This is a genomic window from Streptomyces malaysiensis subsp. malaysiensis, from assembly GCF_040653035.1.
Taxonomy (GTDB): domain Bacteria; phylum Actinomycetota; class Actinomycetes; order Streptomycetales; family Streptomycetaceae; genus Streptomyces; species Streptomyces malaysiensis.
Map to the genome: position 1 here is coordinate 76,720 of NZ_JBEZNG010000008.1, position 20,627 is coordinate 97,346.

19 protein-coding genes and 1 riboswitch are annotated in these 20,627 nt (G+C 70.0%); of the genes, 13 read left to right on the forward strand and 6 right to left on the reverse strand.

From position 1 onward, the window contains the following. Window positions 1-2 precede the first annotated feature (2 nt). Both AB0E24_RS18140 and AB0E24_RS18145 read right to left on the reverse strand, forming a co-directional pair. Window positions 3-1,505, reverse strand: coding sequence for a hypothetical protein (locus tag AB0E24_RS18140; protein ID WP_359378153.1), 1,503 nt, complete (start codon window positions 1,503-1,505; stop codon window positions 3-5). A 91-nt stretch (window positions 1,506-1,596) separates the two neighbouring features. Next, window positions 1,597-1,827 carry a hypothetical protein gene (locus AB0E24_RS18145; protein ID WP_069869319.1) on the reverse strand — a complete coding sequence of 77 codons (231 nt, stop codon included), beginning with the start codon at window positions 1,825-1,827 and terminating at the stop codon, window positions 1,597-1,599. Window positions 1,828-2,001: 174 nt separating this feature from the next. Here AB0E24_RS18145 and AB0E24_RS18150 point away from each other — a divergent pair, with 174 nt between their 5' ends. After that, complete coding sequence (locus AB0E24_RS18150) at window positions 2,002-2,976, forward strand: carbohydrate kinase family protein (RefSeq protein WP_093706254.1); 975 nt, start codon at window positions 2,002-2,004, stop codon at window positions 2,974-2,976. 164 nt (window positions 2,977-3,140) lie between these two features. Here the strand turns inward: AB0E24_RS18150 and AB0E24_RS18155 are convergent, their stop codons facing one another. Then, window positions 3,141-4,562: a cysteine desulfurase/sulfurtransferase TusA family protein gene (locus AB0E24_RS18155; RefSeq protein ID WP_359378157.1), complete on the reverse strand. Its 1,422-nt coding sequence runs from the start codon at window positions 4,560-4,562 to the stop codon at window positions 3,141-3,143. 553 nt (window positions 4,563-5,115) lie between these two features. On the opposite strand from AB0E24_RS18155, the gene ctaC reads away from it, so the two are divergent. The 4 genes from ctaC to AB0E24_RS18175 all read left to right on the forward strand — a co-directional run bounded on the left by ctaC (window position 5,116) and on the right by AB0E24_RS18175 (window position 9,610). Then, complete coding sequence (gene ctaC / locus AB0E24_RS18160; RefSeq protein WP_069869322.1) at window positions 5,116-6,078, forward strand: aa3-type cytochrome oxidase subunit II; 963 nt, start codon at window positions 5,116-5,118, stop codon at window positions 6,076-6,078. Further along, entirely contained in the window at window positions 6,075-7,814 is a 1,740-nt protein-coding gene (gene ctaD / locus AB0E24_RS18165; RefSeq protein ID WP_069869323.1) for an aa3-type cytochrome oxidase subunit I, read from the forward strand. Before ctaC ends, ctaD begins: the two co-directional genes overlap by 4 nt. Beyond that, on the forward strand, window positions 7,811-8,209 hold the full coding sequence (locus tag AB0E24_RS18170; protein WP_099013467.1) for a cytochrome c oxidase subunit 4: 399 nt from the start codon (window positions 7,811-7,813) through the stop codon (window positions 8,207-8,209). Before ctaD ends, AB0E24_RS18170 begins: the two co-directional genes overlap by 4 nt. Before the next feature lie 153 nt (window positions 8,210-8,362). After that, the gene (locus AB0E24_RS18175; protein WP_359378162.1) at window positions 8,363-9,610 is read left to right on the forward strand and encodes a L,D-transpeptidase; all 1,248 of its coding nucleotides are present in this window, start codon (window positions 8,363-8,365) and stop codon (window positions 9,608-9,610) included. A gap of 25 nt (window positions 9,611-9,635) precedes the next feature. Here the strand turns inward: AB0E24_RS18175 and AB0E24_RS18180 are convergent, their stop codons facing one another. Then, window positions 9,636-10,037 (reverse strand): hypothetical protein, encoded by a 402-nt coding sequence (locus tag AB0E24_RS18180; protein WP_069869326.1) that lies wholly within the window; start codon window positions 10,035-10,037, stop codon window positions 9,636-9,638. 211 nt (window positions 10,038-10,248) lie between these two features. Here AB0E24_RS18180 and ctaE point away from each other — a divergent pair, with 211 nt between their 5' ends. The 6 genes from ctaE (at window position 10,249) to AB0E24_RS18210 (ending at window position 17,489) form a co-directional block, all read left to right on the forward strand. Next, complete coding sequence (ctaE, locus tag AB0E24_RS18185; protein ID WP_069869327.1) at window positions 10,249-10,869, forward strand: aa3-type cytochrome oxidase subunit III; 621 nt, start codon at window positions 10,249-10,251, stop codon at window positions 10,867-10,869. 69 nt (window positions 10,870-10,938) lie between these two features. Next, a complete protein-coding gene (gene qcrC, locus AB0E24_RS18190) occupies window positions 10,939-11,748 on the forward strand; it encodes a cytochrome bc1 complex diheme cytochrome c subunit (protein ID WP_069869328.1) in 810 nt (269 codons plus the stop codon). Then, window positions 11,745-12,800 carry a cytochrome bc1 complex Rieske iron-sulfur subunit gene (gene qcrA / locus AB0E24_RS18195; protein WP_079257310.1) on the forward strand — a complete coding sequence of 352 codons (1,056 nt, stop codon included), beginning with the start codon at window positions 11,745-11,747 and terminating at the stop codon, window positions 12,798-12,800. Before qcrC ends, qcrA begins: the two co-directional genes overlap by 4 nt. Continuing rightward, complete coding sequence (gene qcrB / locus AB0E24_RS18200) at window positions 12,797-14,434, forward strand: cytochrome bc1 complex cytochrome b subunit (RefSeq protein ID WP_069869330.1); 1,638 nt, start codon at window positions 12,797-12,799, stop codon at window positions 14,432-14,434. The genes qcrA and qcrB overlap by 4 nt, the downstream gene beginning before the upstream one ends. Before the next feature lie 177 nt (window positions 14,435-14,611). Then, window positions 14,612-15,685: an anthranilate phosphoribosyltransferase gene (gene trpD / locus AB0E24_RS18205; protein WP_069869331.1), complete on the forward strand. Its 1,074-nt coding sequence runs from the start codon at window positions 14,612-14,614 to the stop codon at window positions 15,683-15,685. Between the two features lie 90 nt (window positions 15,686-15,775). Then, a riboswitch (SAM riboswitch) is annotated at window positions 15,776-15,894 on the forward strand. Between the two features lie 197 nt (window positions 15,895-16,091). Next, window positions 16,092-17,489 carry an aminotransferase class V-fold PLP-dependent enzyme gene (locus AB0E24_RS18210; protein ID WP_359378170.1) on the forward strand — a complete coding sequence of 466 codons (1,398 nt, stop codon included), beginning with the start codon at window positions 16,092-16,094 and terminating at the stop codon, window positions 17,487-17,489. A 126-nt stretch (window positions 17,490-17,615) separates the two neighbouring features. On the opposite strand, the gene AB0E24_RS18215 is transcribed toward AB0E24_RS18210, so the two are convergent. Together AB0E24_RS18215 and AB0E24_RS18220 are read right to left on the reverse strand one after the other, a co-directional pair. Continuing rightward, a complete protein-coding gene (locus AB0E24_RS18215; protein WP_093702459.1) occupies window positions 17,616-17,897 on the reverse strand; it encodes an Lrp/AsnC ligand binding domain-containing protein in 282 nt (93 codons plus the stop codon). Further along, complete coding sequence (locus AB0E24_RS18220) at window positions 17,894-18,628, reverse strand: rhomboid family intramembrane serine protease (protein WP_359378174.1); 735 nt, start codon at window positions 18,626-18,628, stop codon at window positions 17,894-17,896. The genes AB0E24_RS18215 and AB0E24_RS18220 overlap by 4 nt, the downstream gene beginning before the upstream one ends. A gap of 152 nt (window positions 18,629-18,780) precedes the next feature. On the opposite strand from AB0E24_RS18220, the gene AB0E24_RS18225 reads away from it, so the two are divergent. Together AB0E24_RS18225 and AB0E24_RS18230 are read left to right on the forward strand one after the other, a co-directional pair. Then, complete coding sequence (locus AB0E24_RS18225) at window positions 18,781-19,026, forward strand: hypothetical protein (RefSeq protein WP_069869335.1); 246 nt, start codon at window positions 18,781-18,783, stop codon at window positions 19,024-19,026. 17 nt (window positions 19,027-19,043) lie between these two features. Continuing rightward, window positions 19,044-20,405: an NYN domain-containing protein gene (locus tag AB0E24_RS18230; protein WP_079257306.1), complete on the forward strand. Its 1,362-nt coding sequence runs from the start codon at window positions 19,044-19,046 to the stop codon at window positions 20,403-20,405. The last annotated feature ends 222 nt before the right edge of the window (window positions 20,406-20,627 follow it).

A 20,627-nucleotide genomic window follows, 5' to 3' on the forward strand; every position in this document is an offset into this window, starting at 1 on the left:
GCTCACTTCCGCAGCGGCACCGTCTCACCGGTGGAACCGTCCACGACCTTCCGGCCGTCCAGCGGCTCCTTCAGCGTCACCTTCCGGTCCAGCTGCTTGGCGATAAGGATGCAGGCCCGCCCCGGATGGGTCGGCTTGCTCTTCAGCTCCAGCGTCACCCGCTCGGAGGTCTCCTTCGCGGAGACCGAGTAGGTGTTGCAGACACCGCCCCAGAAGCGCACCGTCAGGGTTTTGCCGTCCACGGTGTACGAGGTGATGTCATCCGGCTTGGAGGTCCCCTTGCCCGGCGGGGCCGACGGGGAGTGGCCCGGCTGCTCGGCCTTCTTGATGTACTCCGGCTTCACCGCGGGGTAGGGGAGGGTGACCGCCACGCGGTTGGTCCCGGTCGGCCTGGTCTCGAAGATCCACGATGGCACCAGCGCCCGCCGGCCGTCCACCATGTGCGAGGCGAGGCCGAACGTCACCTTCCGCACCGTCACCTTGTCCGGGGTGCCGTCGCCCTTGGCCGTCCTCGCGTTGAGCCGTTGCAGCGCCTGCTCCGCGCCGATCAGCGGATAGGTGTCGTCCTCCTTGGGCTTGGACAGCGTGCCGCTGCCGCCCACCAGCTGGCCGTCCGAGCCGACCTGGAGATTGGTCCCCCAGCCGTAGGTGGGCAGATCGCCCACCTTCGGGTCCGCGTTCACCATCCGCACGGCGCCGTACAGGCCGCTCGCGTCCAGCTTCGCGTCCGACAGCCCGAGCGCCTTCAGCACCGGCTCGGCGGCGCGCTCGGCCTTCGCCTCGGACACCGCCTTGTCGCGGCCCTCGGCGGCGCCGTTGTCGCCGCGCCGGTCGCCCTCGCGGTAGGACGGGCAGCTCTTGTCGGCCTCGTCCGTACCGTCGCCCTTGTCGGTGCGGGCGGCCCGGGCCGCGCGGTCGGAGTGTTTTCCGTCCGGCTTCTTCCCGTCCGGGTGGACGCAGGACGTGTCGCCCGGCGCCCCATAGCGCGAGTACGACCAGCTGCCCGGTCCGGTCCGGCTGACCCGCAGCGTGGGGCCGCCCGCGTCCGGGGCGCCCCCGACCTTCCAGTACCCGTGGTCGGCGCGGGGGCTGCCGGAGACGTCCAGGGCCTTCGCCAGCCGCGCCACATCGGCCTCGGTGACCTTCGGGTCGGTCAGATACACCGGCGCCTCATCGGGCCCGTCCGGCAGTTCGCCGGTCACCACATAGCGCCCGCCATGCGGATCGGGCTCACCGGGCGCGATGCCGTTGTCCCCTCCTCGCTCTCCGCCTCCGCTCGGGGAGGCGTAGGCGTCCAGTGCGAGGGACTTCGGCGATCCGTCCTTGCCGGGCGCGCCCGTGCCCCGGGTGCCGCCGTCCGCCGCGGTGGACGCCCAGTAGGCGCCGCCACTACCGGCGACCAGCACCGCGGCCGCCACCGAAACGACGGCCAGCGGCGAGCGCCGGCGCGATCGGGGAGTGTCGTCGTCGGGGGTCTGCGGGGTGTCGGTGTCCTCGGTGCTCACCGTTTCGCTCCTTCGGCTCCGCTCACGTTCTACGGTCCCATCCCTCGCGAGGAGATGCCGATGAGACGGAGCCGGGGCGCGGCCGGTTCCTTCAGTTGCCGTAGTCCGACATCCCGGCCAGCAGATCGGCCGATGCCGCGGGCACGCTGATCCCCCGGATGCGGGAGGCGGCGACCGGGGAAACGGGGCTGGTGGGAGGCGATACGGTGGCCGACGTCCAGTGCGGCGCCATCCGCGCACCGTCGCCGCGCAGCCCCTCCAGATACTCGGGCTCGATGGCCCCGGTGGCGGGAAGGGCGGGGGTGAGGTGCTGCTGGGGCATGGGGGGCCTCCTGGTCCATGGGGTCGCCGACGCGTACCCCGTGCCCACGCACCGTATTCAGCGGGTGTCGGCGAAAAAAGCCCTACTATCGGGTAGTTTCTTCCGTTCCTATGGGCAGGGCCGAACAGATAGCGTGAAGCGTCCGACTCTCTCCGCCCCGCAGGAGCGACTCTCGTGCGTATTGCCGTAACCGGCTCCATCGCCACCGACCATCTGATGTCCTTCCCCGGCCGCTTCGCCGATCAGCTGGTCGCCGATCAGCTCCATACGGTCTCCCTCTCCTTCCTGGTCGACACCCTCGACGTCCGCCGTGGCGGCGTCGGCCCCAACATCTGTTTCGGCATGGGTGTGTTGGGCCTGACCCCGATCCTGGTCGGCGCGGCCGGCGAGGACTTCGCCGACTACCGCGCCTGGCTGGACCGGCACGGTGTGGACACCGCGTCCGTGCGGATCTCCGAGGTCCAGCACACCGCGCGCTTCGTCTGCACCACCGACGCCGACCACAACCAGATCGCGTCCTTCTACACGGGCGCCATGAGCGAGGCCCGGCAGATCGAAATCCAGCCGGTCGCCGAGCGCGTCGGCGGTCTCGACCTCGTGCTGATCAGCGCCGACGACCCGGAGGCCATGGTCCGCCACACCGAGGAGTGCCGCTCGCGCGGCATCCCCTTCGCCGCCGACCCCTCCCAGCAGCTCGCCCGCATGGACGGCGAGGACATCCGGATGCTGATCGGCGGTGCGGAGTACCTCTTCACCAATGAGTACGAGGCCGCGCTGATCGAGACCAAGACCGGCTGGACCGCGGACCAGATCCTCGCCAAGGTCGGCACCCGCGTCACCACGCTGGGCGCGCAGGGCGTGCGGATCGACCGCGAGGGCGAGGAGCCCATCGTCGTCGGATGCCCGGAGGAGGAGCAGAAGGCCGACCCGACCGGCGTCGGCGACGCCTTCCGCGCGGGCTTCCTGACCGGACTGTCCTGGAAGCTCCCGCTCGAGCGGGCCGCCCAGGTGGGCTGCATGCTGGCGACGCTGGTCATCGAGACCGTCGGCACCCAGGAGTACGAGCTGCGCCGCGGCCACTTCATGGAGCGCTTCGCCAAGGCGTACGGCCATGAGGCGGCGGGCGAGATCGCGGCCCACCTGCCCTGAGCCGTAGGGCGCCCAGGGGGCCGTCGCCCCCTGGGCCCCGCCGGTCTCCCAGCGCATCGGCCAAAGCCGGCCGCGGTTTGGCGGCGCCCCGAAGGGGCGCGCCTGTGTCGATCTGCGGCTCCGCCGCGTGGCCCGCCGCAGGCGTCACGCCCCGCCGGACACCCCTAGGCGCGGCGGCGCACCCGATAGGCCACGCCGCGGTCGGCCGGCCGCTCGCCCTCGTAGGTCTGGCCCCGCATCTCGCACCAGGCCGGGATGTCCAGCCGGGCGGCCTCGTCGTCGGACAGCACCGTCACCACACCGCCCACCGGGACCTCGCCGATCACCTTGGCCAGCTCGATCACCGGGATCGGGCACCGCTTGCCGAGCGAGTCGACCACCAGCTCCGGCTCCGGCTCCGGCTCCGGTTCGGGGTCCGGATCCGGTCCGAGCGCGGCTTCGGCCGGTTTCGGCGCGCCCAGGTGCTCCCGTACGTCGGCCACCACCCCCGGCAGCACCTCCAGGAACCGGTCCACCTCCGCCTCGGCCGTACCGCGCGGCAGCGAGACCCGGACATTGCCCTCGGACAGCACCCCCATGGCCCGCAGCACATGGCTCGGGGTCAGCGTGGACGAGGTGCAGGAGGAGCCGGACGAGACCGAGAACTCGGCGCGGTCCAGCTCATGGAGGAGCGCCTCTCCGTCGACATAGAGACAGGAGAAGGTGACCAGATGCGGCAGCCGCCGTTCCGGATCGCCGACCACCTCGACCTCCGGCACCAGCTCCGGCACCCGCGCCCGGATCCGGTCCACCAGCCCCCGCAGCCGCTCCGCCTCGGCGGCGGCCTCCGCCCGGACGGCCCGCAGCGAAGCCGCCGCGGCGACGATGGCGGGGAGGTTCTCGAACCCGGGGGAGCGGCCCGACTCCCGCTCATCGGCGGGCTGGACCGTACGGAAGCGCACCCCCTTGCGCACCGCGAGCAGCCCCACCCCCGCAGGGCCGCCCCATTTATGGGCACTTGCGGTGAGAAGTGACCAATTGCCCTCCGTGGGGCCCCAGCCGAGCGACTGCGCCGCGTCCACCAGCAGCGGTACGCCCGCCGCCGCGCACTCCTCGGCCGCCTCGGCCACCGGCTGGAGGGTGCCGACCTCATGGTTGGCGGATTGCAGACAGGCCAGCGCCACCCCGTCCGGGGCCTCCCGCAGGGCCGCCGCGTACGCACCGGGCGCGATCCGTCCCGTACGGTCCACCGGGACCTCGGTGACCGTGCCGCCGTCCGCCTCGTGCGCGCCCGCCGTGTGCAGCACCGAGGAGTGCTCAACGGCGGAGACGATCAGACGGCGACCGGCGCGCCGCCGTCCCGCGAGCGCCCCCGCGATGCCCTCGTGCACGGCGCGCGTCCCCGAAGGGGTGAAGACGAGCTCGTCCGGGCGGCATCCGACGGCCTCGGCGGCCGCCTCCCGCGCGGCGTCCAGCAGCAGCCGGGCGCGCCGCCCCTCCCGGTAGAGGCGTGCGGGGTCGGCCCACCCCTCGTCGAGTGCGGCGAGGAGTGCCTGCCGGGCGACGGGGTGCAGAGGAGCGGACGAGGCCGCGTCGAAGTAGGGCACATAGGGAACGCTAGTCGCCGCGACTGACGAACGGACGGGCACGACCGCGCGGGGTCCGCGCGAGGTCCGCGCGGGGCCGCATCAGGCCCGGCGCCGAGGTCGCGCCGGGACCGGGATCGGGTCCGCGCCGGGACCGGGAGCCGGGTCACGCTCGGCCGGAGCCGGAGCCGGAGCCGGAGCCGGAGCCGGAGCCGGAGCCGCGCCGGGATCGGAAGCGGGGCCGCACCAGAGCCGGGACCGCAGCCGGGTCGCAGGGCCTGAACCAGGCCCGGAGCCGAGGTCATGGCGGGGCCCGAACCAGGGCCCGAACCAGGGCCCGAACCAGGGCCGGAGCCGGGGTGGCGGCGGCCCGGAAAAGCCTGCCGGATCCCGGTATTCCACCCCTTCGTGGAGGGCCCCGGCGCGTTGGGCACCCTCCCCGCGCGACGCCAAATGGCGTCCAGTAGGGTTTGGTCCGCATAAACATCCAAACCCCTGCCCGCACCGGGCCGGCGACCGACCAGACAGACGGCCGCGGCCGACCGCGCGGGCGAGACTCTCGGGAAGGCGCTACGTGAGTCCCAACGGCTCCGACCGCTCGTCGCGGCGCCCGGTGCGGCGGAAGCTGCTGCAGGCGCTGGCCGCGGGCTTGGTCCTGGCGACCGCCACCGGTTGCACATCAAAGGACTTCCCCCGCCTCGGAATGCCTACCCCCGTCACGGAGGAGGCGCCGCGGATCCTCTCCCTGTGGCAGGGCTCGTGGGCGGCGGCGCTCGCCACGGGCGTCCTGGTCTGGGGCCTGATCATCTGGGCGGTCATCTTCCACCGTCGCAGCAGGACCAAGATCGAGGTTCCCGCGCAGACCCGGTACAACATGCCGATCGAGGCGCTGTACACCGTGGTCCCGATCATCATCGTCTCGGTGCTGTTCTACTTCACCGCACGCGATGAGAACGCGCTCCTCAAGACCTCCAAGAAGCCCGACCACGTGATCAACGTGGTGGGCTACCAATGGAGCTGGGGCTTCAACTACATGGAGAACGTGGACGGGTCCACGGCCTCTCCGAAGCAGGAAGCCAAGGAGATCTCCGCGATCCCCAAGCGGATGCTGAGCGCGGTCCCCAAGGGCGCCGAGGGCGTCTACGAGGCCGGCACCCCCGGTGAGCGGAACCCGCAGACCGGCAACCCGGGCCCGACCCTGTGGCTGCCGAAGGGCGAGTCGGTCCAGTTCATCCTGACGTCCCGCGATGTCATCCACTCGTTCTGGGTGGTCCCCTTCCTGATGAAGATGGACGTCATCCCGGGTCACACCAACCGCTTCGAGGTCACCCCGAACCGCGAGGGCACCTTCATGGGCAAGTGCGCCGAGCTGTGCGGCGTCGACCACTCCCGGATGCTCTTCAACGTCAAGGTCGTGTCGCCGGAGCGCTACCAGCAGCACCTCAAGGACCTGGCGAAGAAGGGCCAGACCGGCTACATCCCGGCGGGCATTGAGCAGACGGACGCCGCCAAGAACGCGGAGACCAAGATCCAGTGAGCATCCTCAACGAACCCCAGGGTGCCGGCACCACGGCCCCGCAAGAGCCGGAAGCGCCGGTACGGCGGAAGCAGCCGGGCAATGTCGTCGTCAAGTGGCTGACCACCACGGACCACAAGACGATCGGCACGCTCTACCTCGTCACGTCGTTCGCGTTCTTCTGCATCGGCGGTCTGATGGCGCTCTTGATGCGCGCCGAGCTGGCCCGTCCGGGTACGCAGATCATGTCGAACGAGCAGTTCAACCAGGCGTTCACCATGCATGGCACGATCATGCTGCTGATGTTCGCCACCCCGCTGTTCGCGGGCTTCACGAACTGGATCATGCCGCTTCAGATCGGTGCGCCCGATGTGGCGTTCCCGCGGCTGAACATGTTCGCGTACTGGCTGTACCTCTTCGGCTCGCTGATCGCGGTGGGCGGGTTCCTGACCCCGCAGGGCGCGGCCGACTTCGGCTGGTTCGCCTACTCCCCGCTGTCGGACGCGGTGCGTTCGCCGGGTGTGGGCGCGGATATGTGGATCATGGGTCTGGCCCTCTCCGGCTTCGGCACGATCCTCGGTGCGGTCAACTTCATCACCACGATCATCTGCATGCGCGCTCCCGGCATGACGATGTTCCGCATGCCGATCTTCACCTGGAACGTGCTGCTGACCGCGGTGCTGGTCCTGCTCGCCTTCCCGGTGCTGGCCGCCGCGCTGTTCGCCCTGGAGGCGGACCGTAAATTCGGGGCGCATGTCTTCGACGCGGCCAATGGCGGAGCGCTGCTCTGGCAACACCTCTTCTGGTTCTTCGGCCATCCAGAGGTGTACATCATCGCGCTGCCGTTCTTCGGCATCATTTCCGAGGTCATTCCGGTCTTCTCCCGGAAGCCGATGTTCGGTTACATCTCCCTGATCGCCGCGACCATTTCGATCGCCGGTCTCTCGGTGACGGTGTGGGCCCACCACATGTATGTCACCGGCGGAGTGCTGTTGCCGTTCTTCTCGTTCATGACGTTCCTCATCGCGGTGCCGACCGGTATCAAGTTCTTCAACTGGATCGGCACGATGTGGAAGGGGTCGCTCAGCTTCGAGACCCCGATGCTCTGGGCGATCGGCTTCCTGATCACCTTCACCTTCGGTGGTCTGACCGGTGTGATCCTGGCGTCGCCGCCGATGGACTTCCACGTCTCCGACTCGTACTTCGTGGTGGCCCACTTCCACTACGTGGTCTTCGGCACCGTGGTCTTCGCGATGTTCGCCGGATTCCACTTCTGGTGGCCGAAGATGACCGGCAAGATGCTGGACGAGCGGCTCGGAAAGATCACCTTCTGGACGCTGTTCGTGGGCTTCCACGGCACGTTCCTGGTGCAGCACTGGCTGGGCGCCGAGGGCATGCCCCGCCGGTACGCCGACTATCTGGCGGCCGACGGCATCACCACGCTGAACACCATCTCGACCATCAGCTCCTTCCTGCTGGGCCTGTCGATCCTGCCGTTCCTCTACAACGTCTGGAAGACCGCCAAGTACGGCAAGAAGGTCGAGGTCGACGACCCCTGGGGCTACGGCCGTTCGCTGGAGTGGGCGACCTCCTGCCCGCCCCCGCGGCACAACTTCCTCACCATGCCGCGGATCCGCTCCGAATCCCCGGCCTTCGATCTGCACCACCCGGAGATCGCGGCGCTCGACCAGCTCCAGAACTACGGTGCGCCCGAAGATGACAAGGCCCTCGCGGGTGGTAAGGAGGCCGGCAAGTGAAGGTCCAAGGCCGGATGTTCATCTGGCTGGCCGTCTTCATCCTCGCCATGGCGATCGTCTATGGCGTGTGGTCGAAGGAGCCGGCCGGTACCACCGCGCTCTTCCTGGCCTTCGGGCTGAGCATCATGATCGGCTACTACCTGGCCTTCACGGCCCGCCGGGTGGATGTCGGTGCGCAGGACAACAAGGAGGCGGATGTCGCGGACGACGCCGGCGAGCTGGGATTCTTCTCCCCGCACAGCTGGCAGCCGCTCTCCCTGGCCGTCGGTGGCGCCATGGCCTTCCTGGGCGTGGTCTTCGGCTGGTGGCTGCTCTTCTTCTCGGCCCCGATCATCATGATCGGTCTCTTCGGCTGGGTCTTCGAGTACTACCGCGGCGAGAACGCCAACCAGTAGCCGGCCCGCGACCGGCCGACCCCAGCGGGGTCCGGACACCTCCCCAGGTGTTCCGGGCCCCGCTCGGCGTTGTGCCGCGCTGGTGGGCCCGCCGGTTCACTCCGCTGCCTCACTCCGCGCGCCGTTCCCGGACACCGTTCTTACGTTGGGTTCATGAGCCACACATTTCGATCACCGCGAAGCCGGGCGGCGCTGACCTGCGCCCTGCTGGTGGCGCCGCTGATAGCGGGTCTGAGCGGATGCGGGGGATCCCCCGACCCCCTGTCCGCCAAGCCGTACGACGCCGCCGACCAGATCTCGTTCAGCGGCGACGGCGACGGCCGCAAGGCCGACCCGGACAAGCCGCTCGAAGTGACGGCTAAGGGCGACGACAGCCGGATCACGGATGTCACGGCCACCGACGCCGCGGGCCGCTACGTCCGGGGTGAGCTGGCCGACGACGGCAAGCACTGGCGCAGCACCGTGCCACTGGCCGCGGGAGCCCACTACACGCTGAAGGTGTCCACGGAGGACTCCAACGGCGCTCCGGGCCGCCGCACCGTCGACTTCACCACCAGCTCCGCCCGTCGGCTGCTGAAGGTCGCCTTCGGCCCCAAGGCGGGGGAGTACGGGGTGGGGCAGCCCGTCACGGCCAAGCTGAGCCGGCCCGTCAAGGACCCCAAGGCCCGCGCCGTGATCGAGCGCGCCCTGAAGGTGGACTCACGGCCCGCGGTGGAGGGTGTCTGGCACTGGGTGGACAGCCGCACCCTGCACTACCGCCCGCAGGAGTACTGGCCCGCCCACGCCACCATCACGGTGCACTCCAACCTCAAGGGCATCAGGATCGGCGGTGGGCTCTACGGCGGCGAGGCCAAGTCGCTGCGGCTGACCACCGGCGACCGACTGGAGGCCCTCACCGACTCCGGCACCCACCAGATGACGGTGAAACGCAACGGAGTGCCGATCCGGACCATCCCGATCACTACCGGTATGCCCGGATTCGACACCCGGAACGGCATCAAGGTGGTCCTGGCCAAGGAGTCCGCCGTACGGATGACAGGCGCCAGCATCGGGCTCGGCGCGGGCTCCTACGACCTGATGGTCTACTGGGCCGCCCGGGTCACCAAGAGCGGTGAATACGTCCATGCCGCGCCCTGGTCCACCGGTTCACAGGGCGCCGCCAACGTCAGCCACGGCTGCACGGGTATGAGCACGGCGAACGCCGAGTGGTTCTTCAACACCGTGCGCCTGGGTGACATCGTCCAGGTGGTGAACAGCAACGGAGAGGACATGGCGCCGTTCGGCAACGGCTACGGCGACTGGAACATGGCCTGGGCGGACTGGCGCAAGGGCAGCGCCGTCGCGGCCGGCCAGCCCGACGCCACCCCCGCCGACTCCGCCCGGCTGCGTCCTCAGGTCTGAGCAGTGGAGAGGAAGGACGGTGAGGTCAGGCGTCCACCGAGAGCCGCTTGCGGAGCAACCCGGCCAGCGCGTCCGCCAGGGCCAGCGGGTCCACCGGATGCGTGACCGCGGCCTCCGCACGGCTCCAGGTGGCCAGCCAGGCGTCCTGCGGGCGGCCGATGAGCAGCAGCACCGGCGGACACCGGAAGATCTCGTCCTTGATCTGCCGGCAGACGCCCATCCCGCCCGCGGGCGCCGACTCACCGTCCAGCACACAGGCGTCGATACCGCCGTCCTCCAGCGCCGAGAGAACGGCCGGGAGGGTGGCGCACTCCACGAACTCCACCGGCGGCACATCGGCGGCGGGCCGCCGCCCGGCCGCCAGGCGCACCTGTTCGCGGGTGCTCGCGTCATCGCTGTAGACCAGCACCGTTGCGATCGGGCGCATCATGACCTCCGGACGAAGTAAGTGATCTGCCGGGCTCCTGGGGCGGATGCTACTCCCGTACAGCCGTCCGGAGGAGGGGGCGTACGGATCTCTCCCTCCTTCGAGGGACTGTCCGCAAGAGCCCCGACGAGCAGGGTCGATGTCCTTGACGCGGCCCTTGACACTCCGAACGGGACCCCCGGGAGTGAGGGCTGGATAAGCGACCGACATAATGTCGGTCGTGGCGACAGCAACAGCAGTAGAAACCGGGCACGCGCACCCGTCGGTCAACCGGCCGAACCTCACCAGCGTCGGAACCATCATCTGGCTGAGTTCCGAGCTGATGTTCTTCGCGGCCCTCTTCGCGATGTACTTCACCCTGCGATCGGTGACCGGAGCCGAGCACTGGAAGGAAATGGCGTCCTCGCTGAACTTCCCGTTCTCGGCGACGAACACGACGATCCTGGTGCTCTCCTCCCTCACCTGCCAGCTCGGCGTCTTCGCCGCCGAGCGTGGCGATGTGAAGAAGCTGCGCTCCTGGTTCGTGATCACCTTCATCATGGGCGCGATCTTCATCGGCGGTCAGATCTTCGAATACACCGAGCTGGTCAAGAAGGACGGGCTTTCGCTCTCCTCCGACCCGTACGGATCGGTGTTCTACCTGACCACCGGCTTCCACGGACTGCATGTGACGGGCGGCCTGATCGCCTTCCTGCTGGTCCTGGGCAGGACGTACGCGGCCAAGAGGTTCACCCACCAGCAGGCGACGGCGGCCATCGTCGTGTCCTACTACTGGCACTTCGTCGATGTCGTCTGGATCGGCCTCTTCGCCACGATCTACATGATCAAGTAAGCCGGTCACCGCACCGGAACCACGTCCTTAACAGCATCGACGCAGAAGATCCTGACACCGGGGTAATCCGTGAAAAAGCTCTCCGCACGACGGCGCCATCCGCTGGCTGCGCTCGTCGTCCTACTCTTCGCGCTGGCGGTCACTGGGGGGCTGTACGCCGCGTTTTCGCCGAGCGAGGCGAAGGCCGACGACAGCTCCGCCCAGTCCCTCGCCATCGAGGAGGGCAAGAAGCTCTACGCCGTCGGCTGCGCCACCTGCCATGGCACGGGCGGTCAGGGGACCTCTGACGGCCCGAGCCTGGTCGGCGTCGGCTCCGCCGCCGTGGACTTCCAGGTCGGCACCGGTCGTATGCCCGCGCAGCAGCCGGGCGCCCAGGTGCCGAAGAAGAAGAAGATCTACTCAGACGCCGAGATCGAGCAGCTCGCCGCCTACATCGCCTCGCTCGGTGCGGGTCCGGTGACGCCCACCAAGAGCCAGTACAGCCCGGACGGCGCGGATGTGGCGAAGGGCGGGGAGCTCTTCCGTACGAACTGCGCGCAGTGCCACAACTTCGGCGGCAAGGGCGGTGCCCTGACCAACGGCAAGTACGCACCGGCCCTCGACGGAGTCAGCCCCAAGCATCTCTACGAGGCCATGCAGACCGGCCCGCAGAACATGCCCTCCTTCCCCGACACCGTGATGCCGGAGAAGAACAAGCAGGACATCATCGCGTACCTCGACACGGTCAACAGCGACAAGAGCAAGAGCCCCGGCGGTCTCGAGCTCGGCGGGCTCGGCCCGGTGAGTGAGGGTCTGTTCGGCTGGATCTTCGGTATGGGCGCGATGATCGTCCTCACCATCTGGGTCGCAGCCCGGACCGCAAAGGCCAAGAAGTCATGAGTAGCCACGAGATTTCAGAAGCAGAAGAGAAGCTGCCGGAGGCACGGGGGGCCGAGAGCGCCGTCAGGCCGGTCGACGACCCGTTCGCCGACCCGGGGCTGCCCCCGCACGAGCACCGCAAGCAGGACATCGACGAGCGCGCCGCGAAGCGCTCCGAGCGCACCGTCGCCCTGCTCTTCACGGTCTCGATGGTGGCCACGATCGCCTTCATCGCCGCGTATGTGGCGATCCCGGTCGACAGGTACATCTACGTCTTCCCGATCGGGCACATCAGCGCGCTCAACTTCGCGCTCGGAGTGACGCTCGGCATCGCGCTGTTCACCATCGGCGCGGGCGCGGTCCACTGGGCCCGCACCCTGATGTCCGATGAGGAGATCGCCGACGAGCGGCACCCCATCGAGGCCGACCCCGAGGTGAAGTCGAAGGTCCTCGAGGAGTTCAGCACCGGCGCCAAGGAGTCGGGCTTCGGGCGGCGCAAGCTGGCCCGCAACACCCTCTTCGGCGCGCTCGCGCTGGTGCCGCTCTCCGGCATCGTGCTGCTGCGGGACCTCGGTCCGCTGCCCGGCACCAAGCTGCGGCACACCAAGTGGGCCAAGGGCAAGCGGCTGATGAACTACAACACCATGCAGCCGCTGCGCCCCGAGGACATCTCCGTCGGCTCGCTCACCTTCGCCATGCCCGAGGGCATGAGCGAGGACCAGCACGACTTCCAGACGGAGATCGCCAAGGCGGCCCTGATGCTGGTCCGGCTCCAGCCGGAGAACATCAAGGACAAGCGCGAACTGGACTGGTCGCACGAGGGCATCGTCGCGTTCTCCAAGATCTGCACCCACGTCGGCTGCCCGATCAACCTCTATGAGCAGCAGACGCACCACGTCCTGTGCCCCTGCCACCAGTCGACCTTCGATCTCTCCGACGGTGGCCGAGTGATCTTCGGTCCGGCCGGTCACGCACTGCCGCAGCTGCGGATCAGGGCCAATGACCAGGGGTACCTCGAAGCCATGGGCGACTTCCCGGAGCCCGTCGGTCCTGCTTACTGGGAGCGCGGATGAGTACTGCAAGCGACAGCGGCGCGCAGCGCCGCGGCAAAGCGCCCGCGGGGGAGCGTGTCGCGGACTGGGCCGACGGCCGGCTGGGGGTCTACAGCCTGGCCAAGGCCAATATGCGCAAGATCTTTCCGGACCACTGGTCCTTCATGCTGGGCGAGGTCTGCCTCTACAGCTTCATCGTCATCATCCTCACGGGTGTGTATCTGACGCTGTTCTTCCACCCCAGCATGGAAGAGGTCACGTACCACGGGCCGTACGTCCCGATGCAGGGCGTCAAGATGTCCGAGGCGTTCGCCTCGACGCTGGACATCAGCTTCGAGGTGCGTGGCGGTCTGCTGATCCGGCAGATCCACCACTGGGCCGCGCTGGTCTTCCTCTGCGGCATGTTCACGCACATGATGCGCGTGTTCTTCACCGGCGCCTTCCGCAAGCCGCGTGAGATCAACTGGCTGTTCGGCTTCCTGCTGTTCTTCCTCGGCATGATGACCGGCTTCACCGGCTACTCGCTCCCGGACGACCTGCTCTCCGGTACCGGTCTGCGGTTCATCGAGGGTGTGTTCCTGTCGATCCCGGTGGTCGGCACCTACATCTCGATGTTCGTCTTCGGCGGCGAGTTCCCCGGAATGGACCTCATCCCGAGGCTCTACCCGGTCCATGTCCTGCTGCTGCCGGGCATCATGCTCGGCCTGCTGGTGGCGCACCTGATCCTGGTCTTCTACCACAAGCACACGCAGTACCCCGGCGCCGGAAAGACCGAGAAGAACGTCGTGGGCATGCCCCTGCTGCCGGTCTACATGGCCAAGGCGGGCGGCTTCTTCTTCCTGGTCTTCGGTGTGATCGCGGTCCTCTCCGCGGTGGCGACCATCAACCCCGTCTGGACCATCGGTCCCTACCGTCCTGACCAGGTGTCCACCGGCGCCCAGCCCGACTGGTACATGGGCTTCGCCGAGGGTCTGGTCCGGGTGATGCCGGGCTGGGAGATCACCGCCTGGGGTCATACGCTCGTCCTGGGCGTGTTCATCCCGATCGTGCTCTTCCCGCTGGTCCTCTTCGCGATCGGGCTCTACCCGTTCATCGAGTCCTGGATCACCGGCGACAAGCGTGAGCACCACATCCTGGACCGCCCGCGCAACGCCCCGACCCGTACGGCCTTCGGCGTCGCCTGGCTGACGGCGTACTTCATCATGCTGGTCGGTGGCGGTAACGACCTGTGGGCCACCCACTTCCAGCTGTCGATCAACGCGATCACCTGGTTCGTGCGGATCGGCTTCTTCGTCGGCCCGGTGGTGGCGTTCATCGCCACCAAGCGGATCTGCCTCGGCCTCCAGCGGCGCGACAAGGACAAGGTGCTGCACGGCCGGGAGACCGGCATCATCAAGCGGCTGCCGCACGGTGAGTTCATCGAGGTCCACGAGCCGCTCTCGCAGGAGCAGCTGCACACGCTCACCCAGCACGACCAGCCCGAGCCCTACGAGATCGGCCCCGCGGTCGACGAGAACGGGGTCAAGCAGAAGATAAAGCCTTCTCAGAAGCTCCGTTCGAAGCTCTCCAAGGGCTACTACGGCGAGGACAACGTCATTCCGAAGCCGACCCGCGAGGAGTACCACGAGATCACCAGCGGCCACGGCCACCACTGATCTCCCGGAGCCCCTCCAGCGACCGGTTTCTTCATACAGCTACGCCACAGACCAGGGCCCCGGCCCGGACCGCACGGTCCGGCCGGGGCCCCGGCCGTGCTGCCGATAGGCTTGCCGACGGGCCGCTGAAGTGCGCGGACCCCTTCCCTGCCCACCCCACGGATCCAGGAGCGGACCATGGACGTTGTGACCACCGCCGGAGGCGACAGCACCGCGACGGCCCGCACCTGGCCGGACGTACTGAGCACGCTGATCGCCGGCCGTGACCTCGACGTGGACGACACCGCCTGGGCCATGGACCGGATCATGCGGGGCGAGGCCACCGACGCCCAGATCGCCGGATTCGCGATCGCGCTGCGCGCCAAGGGCGAGACGGTCTCCGAGGTGGCCGGTCTGGTGCGGGCCATGTACGAGCACGCCAGGGTGATCGAGGTGCCCGGGGCGACCGTGGACATCGTCGGCACCGGCGGCGACCGCGCCAGGACCGTCAATATCTCCACCATGTCCGCGCTGGTCGTGGCCGGTACCGGCGCGCGGGTCGTCAAGCACGGCAACCGCGCCGCGTCCTCCGCCAGCGGCGCCTCCGATGTGCTGGAGAAGCTGGGCGTCAATCTGGACATCGGCCCAGAGCGGGTGGTCGAGGTCGCGGAGGAGGCGGGGATCACCTTCTGCTTCGCGGTGAAGTTCCATCCGTCGCTGCGGCATGTCGCCTCGGCCCGCCGTGAGCTGGGCGTCGCCACCCCGTTCAACCTGCTCGGCCCGCTGACCAACCCGGCGCGGGTGAAGTGCCAGGCCACCGGGGTCGCCGACGCCCGGATGGCGCCCATCATCGCCGGTGTGCTGGCCGAGCGGGGCTCCTCCGCGCTGGTCGTCCGCGGCGACGACGGGCTGGACGAGCTCACCGTGACCACGACCTCCCAGGTGTGGGAGGTCCGGGGCGGCGCCGTGCGCCAGGAGACCTTCGACCCCCGGGACGCGGGCGTCGCACTGGCCCCCATCGAGGCCCTGCGCGGTGCTGACGCCTCGTACAACGCCGATGTGGCCCGCAGGCTGCTGGCGGGCGAGAAGGGCCCGGTCCGGGACGCGGTGCTGCTGAACTCGGCGGCGGCGCTGGTGGCGCTCGAGCCGGAGCCGGGCGACAAGCCTCTGGCGGACCGGATCGCGGCGGGCGCCGCGCGGGCCGCCGAGTCGATCGACTCGGGCGCGGCGCGCGACGTCCTGGAGCGGTGGGTACGGGCCACCCACGCCTGAGCGCTCCGCCGTCGGTCACGGTGCCCATGTTCTGTCCGGGATACGGACAGGGCATGGGCACCGCCGTAGGACATGGCATACTCCTGCCCAGGTCACGAGCGACAGCGACTACGGCCCCGGCCCGCTGTCCGGCAACCCTCCGTCCGTGGCGGGGTGCCCCGGGTGATGACCAGGCCGCCAGGCAGCGAGGCCGGCGGCAAGCGCGGACCCCTCGCACTAGGGGTCCTGGTGGTCGAGGGAGCTCTTCCGTGATGCAGCGAATGCGCTAGGGCCGGACGGCCCGTTTCTCTCCTGCTCCGCGCGGTGTCCGCCGTGCGTCGAGCGTCCTCTCCGCGCCCCGACGGCCGGCTCGTCGCCGTCCCCGTGCGCGGCACGCATTCCTTCGACCCTTACGGGAGACTTCGCCATGTCCGTGCGCCCTTCTGCCCTCGCCTCCGCCTCCGCCTCCGCCGATTCCTCCGTCGCCGCCTGTGAGCCGCTGCCCGTGCTGGGCAGCGACGTTCTGGTGCCCCTGGTCACCGGGGGCGAGGTGACCTACGCGGCGCTCGACTACGCCGCCAGCGCCCCCGCGCTGCGCCGGGTCTGGGACGACATCGCCGCCTACGCGCCCTACTACGGCAGCGTGCACCGCGGGGCGGGCTATCTCTCGCAGCTGTCCACCGACCTCTTCGAGAACAGCCGTAAGGACGTCGCCGCCTTCCTCGGCTGCCGCGAGGACGACCAGGTCGTCTTCACCCGCTCCACCACCGACTCGCTCAACCTCCTGGCCGCCGTGGCGCCGCGGGGCACCGAGGTCTACGTCTTCGAGACCGAGCACCATGCCTCGCTGCTGCCGTGGGAGCAGCGGGCGGACCTCACCGTCCGCTACCTCAGCGCCCCGCGCTCCCCGCGGCAGGCGGTGGAGACGCTGGAGCGGGCGCTCGCGGGGCGCTCCGGGGGCCCGGCGCTGGTCTGTGTGACCGGCGCGTCCAATGTGACCGGTGAGCTGTGGCCGGTGCGGGAGCTGGCCGCGGCCGCGCACGCGCATGGCGCCCGTATCGTCCTGGACGCCGCGCAGCTGGCCCCGCACCACCCCGTGGACATCGCGGAGGCGGACGTCGACTGGGTGGCCTTCTCCGGGCACAAGCTGTACGCGCCCTTCGGGGCCGGTGTGCTGGCCGGGCGGGCGGACTGGCTGCGGGAGGCCCGGCCGTATCTGGCGGGCGGCGGCGCCAGCCGTAAGGTGGCCCGCAGGGACGACGGCGGTGTCGACGTCGAGTGGCACACCACCGCCGCCCGGCACGAGGCGGGCTCGCCGAACGTGATCGGGGTCTACGCGATCGCCTCGGCGTGCAAGGCGCTGACCGAGGCCGGTTTCGAGGGGCTGGTCGCCCGTGAGCGGCAGCTGATCGAGAAGGTGCGGGCGGGGCTGGCCGAGGTGCCCGAGGTGCGGGTGCTCTCGCTGTTCGGCGACGACGCGCCCCGGGTCGGGGTGCTGTCGTTCGTGGTGGAGGGCTGGAACAGCTCCCACTTCGCGGCGGCGCTCTCCGCGGAGTACGGCATCGGCGTACGCGACGGGCTCTTCTGCGCGCATCCGCTGGTCCGCACCCTGCTGGACAGCGAGCCCGACGAGCCGGGCGAGTGCGGTGCGCCCGAGGCCGCGCCGGGGGAGCGGGCGCTGAACGCGATCCGGGTCAGCTTCGGGGCGGGCACCCCGGACGAGCATGTGGAGCGGTTCGTCGGCGCCGTGAAGGAGCTGGTGCGCGACGGGGCCCGGTGGAGCTACCGCACCGAGGACGGCCGCTGCGTCCCGGACCGCGGCTGAGGATTCCGGACCTGTGGCCCGAGCGTTCGGGCGCGGCCGGGCCCTACGGGGTCTACGGCGCGGCTCCGCCGCGTGGCAGGGGCTTCGCCCTCAGCCCCCGGGGTCCGGGGCGGAGCCCCGGTTCCCCTAGCCGTCCAGACCGATCGCGAACGCGGCCTCCAGGTCGTGCTGCGAGTACGTACGGAAGGCGATGTGGGTCTCGGTCGAGGCCACCCCCGGCACCTTGCTGATCTCGCCCGTGATGATGTCCGCGAGGTCGTCGTGCCGGGCCACCCGCACCATCGCGATCAGATCGTGCGCGCCGGTGACCGAGTAGACCTCGCTCACACCGCCGATCGCGGCGATCTTCTCGGCGGTCTCCGGAATCTGGTCCACGTTGGTCTTGATGAGCACGATCGAAGTGATCACGGCTGACTTTCTCCCTCACTGGCCCGGGCTGCGCCGCCCACTCTAGCCGTCCGCCCGAATCGGGCCCACGCGAAGAGAAACCCGAGGGTGAAGCCCACGAGATGGGCGAGATAGGCCACGCCCGGGCGGTCGTCGGCCTGCCGGGCGGCCAGCCACTGGAGGGCCACCCAGAAGATCAGCACCGCCCAGGCGGGGAAGCGCAGCGGGAGGAAGAGCAGAAACGGGAAGAGGCTGGTCACCCGGGCCCGGGGAAACAGCCACAGAAACGCGCCGAGCACCCCGGAGATGGCCCCGGAGGCGCCCACCAGGCTCTGGGCCGAGTCGGCGTGCGCGGCGGCGTAGCCGAGCAGCGCCAGATAGCCGGTGGCGAGGTAGAAGGCGGCGAACTGGAGGCGTCCCATCCGCTCCTCGGTCATCGCCCCGAAGACGTAGAGAAACAGCATGTTGCCGAGCAGATGCAGCCAGTTGCCGTGCACGAACAGCGCGGTCAGCGGGGCGAGCGGCTGGTCCGGGGCGCCGCTCCACAGCGCGCTCGGCACCACGCCCCAGCGCTCGAAGTACGTGGACTGGGCCTCCACCAGCCGCCCGCCCGAGCCATAGCCGGGGTTGAGCCCCGAGGCCGGTCCGAGGACGAAGATCAGGCAGCAGCTGACGATCAGGCCGTACGTCATCCACGGGCGGCCGGGCCCCGCCATCCAGGGGCGGCCGGGCCCCGACGACGTCTCGATCATGGTCAGATCATTCCGTACCGGACGCAACCTCCACAGAGCGCCTCGCCGCGCTCCCCGTGGCCGCGGGCGGGAGACGGGCCCCGGCGCGGGCCAGGGCTCAGGCCGTAGGGTTACAGGACGCCGCCGACGAGCCGAGAAGCGAGGACCGCACCATGGCCGTGCCCCTGCCGACCGCCCAGACCCGCTGGCGTTGCACGCTCTGCGGCAATCTCACCCGGTTCGATGTGACCCGCGCGACCAGAGCCGTGGAGTATGTGCATCTCGACCTGGCCGGGGAACCCAGAGTCGAGGAACGCGAGGTGCTCGGTGAGAGCATTGAGTCAGTGCGCTGCCGCTGGTGCAACGCGGTCGATCAGATCGAGCTCGTGGATCGCCCGAGCGCCGGCCAGAGCGCCTGAGAACGGAGCGGTGACAGGTGGTGGAGCGGACCGGTGACCCCGGGGCGGCCGGTGACGCCGAGGGCGTCACCGAGGCGCTGGACCGCCCCCTGCCGGAAGGGGTGCGACGGCGTGTGGTGGCGCTGGTCGCGGACGCCTTCGGCGGTCTGACGGTCACCGAGCTGCCCACCCAGCTGCGGCAGTACGCCCGTTTCACCCCGACCCGGCGCGCCAAGTTCGCGGGCAACGCGATGGCCGCCGCGGTGGAGAGCGACCCCGTCTTCCGGCAGCGGATCGCGGGACGGCTGCGGGAGGCCCAGCGGGAGCTGGCCGAGGCGATCGAGGGCGGGTCGCCGCCCGCGGCGGCCGATCCGGTGGATGTCGCGGCGGTGGCGTATGTGCTGCGCCCGGCGGGCTGGGTCAAGCTGGTCGAGGCGGCGGGCGAGGAGGCCCAGCGGGCCTCCGCCGAGCGGGCCGGCGAGGAGGCGGCGCGCGAGCTCCAGCGGCTGCGCGACGAACTCGCCGAGGCCAAGGCGGCCATCCGGCACGAGACGGAGCGGACGCGCGCCGAGCTGGAGACGGCCCGCAAGGAGAACGACGTGCTCCAGCGCAAGCTGCGCAGCGCGCAGAGCGATGTGAAGCGTGGCGCGGCCGCGCTGCGCAAGCTCGAGGCCGAGCTGGAGTCCGTACGGTCGGAGGCGGCCGCGAGCCAGGCCACCGCGGACACCGAGGCGCGGCGGCTGCGAGCCCGGCTCGGGGAGGCGGAGTCGGCGCTGGAGGCCAGCCGGCGGGCGGTGCGCGAGGGGCGCAGCGTGGAGGACATGCGGCTGCGACTGCTGCTGGACACGGTGCTGGACGCGGCGCAGGGGCTGCGGCGCGAACTGGCCCTGCCGCCCGCGTCGATGCGCCCGGCGGACACGGTGGACGCCGTGGAGCCGGGGAAGATGACGCCGAAGGACATAGCGACCAGGGCGCTGTCGGAGATGGACCCGGCGCTGCTGGACCAGCTGCTCGCGCTGCCGCAGGCCCATCTGGTGGTGGACGGCTACAACGTCACCAAGACCGGCTACCCCACGATGCCGTTGGAGAAGCAGCGGCTGCGGCTGCTGGGCGGTCTCGCGGTGCTCGCGGCCCAGACGGGCGCGGAGATGACATGTGTCTTCGACGGGGCGGAGCTGGCCGCGCCGGTGCTGCTCGCGCCGCCGCGCGGGGTGCGGGTGCTGTTCAGCAAGCCGGGGGTGACGGCGGACGAGTTGATCCGGCAGCTGGTGCGGGCCGAGCCGCCGGGCCGGCCGGTGGTGGTGGTGTCCACCGACCGAGAGGTGGCCGACGGGGTGGCACGCGCCGGAGCGCGTCCCGTGGCATCCGCGTTGCTGCTGAAGCGACTTGCCCGCACCTGAACCACGGGTGGCGCCGTATCCGGGTTGTGCGTGCATCCCGCGTATCCCGCTATCCCGCTATCCCGCTATCCCGCGTATCCCGTGTATCCCCTGTATCCCGGTTCCGGGCTTCCGTGCCCGAATGACTTCAGAAGTCTGACCCGAACCACTTCCGGCATCAGCGGAGCGTCGATCGGTCATCACTGCCCGTGTGATGTTTGTAAAAGATGCGCTTGCGGAGCG

Coding starts and splice junctions, on each gene's coding strand:
- AB0E24_RS18145 (WP_069869319.1), bottom strand. CDS start 1,827: ATGCCCCAGCAGCACCTCACCCCCGCCCTTCCCGCCACCGGGGCCATC.
- AB0E24_RS18175 (WP_359378162.1), top strand. CDS start 8,363: ATGAGCCACACATTTCGATCACCGCGAAGCCGGGCGGCGCTGACCTGC.
- AB0E24_RS18180 (WP_069869326.1), bottom strand. CDS start 10,037: ATGCGCCCGATCGCAACGGTGCTGGTCTACAGCGATGACGCGAGCACC.
- ctaE (WP_069869327.1), top strand. CDS start 10,249: ATGTCGGTCGTGGCGACAGCAACAGCAGTAGAAACCGGGCACGCGCAC.
- qcrA (WP_079257310.1), top strand. CDS start 11,745: ATGAGTAGCCACGAGATTTCAGAAGCAGAAGAGAAGCTGCCGGAGGCA.
- qcrB (WP_069869330.1), top strand. CDS start 12,797: ATGAGTACTGCAAGCGACAGCGGCGCGCAGCGCCGCGGCAAAGCGCCC.
- trpD (WP_069869331.1), top strand. CDS start 14,612: ATGGACGTTGTGACCACCGCCGGAGGCGACAGCACCGCGACGGCCCGC.
- AB0E24_RS18210 (WP_359378170.1), top strand. CDS start 16,092: ATGTCCGTGCGCCCTTCTGCCCTCGCCTCCGCCTCCGCCTCCGCCGAT.
- AB0E24_RS18220 (WP_359378174.1), bottom strand. CDS start 18,628: ATGATCGAGACGTCGTCGGGGCCCGGCCGCCCCTGGATGGCGGGGCCC.
- AB0E24_RS18225 (WP_069869335.1), top strand. CDS start 18,781: ATGGCCGTGCCCCTGCCGACCGCCCAGACCCGCTGGCGTTGCACGCTC.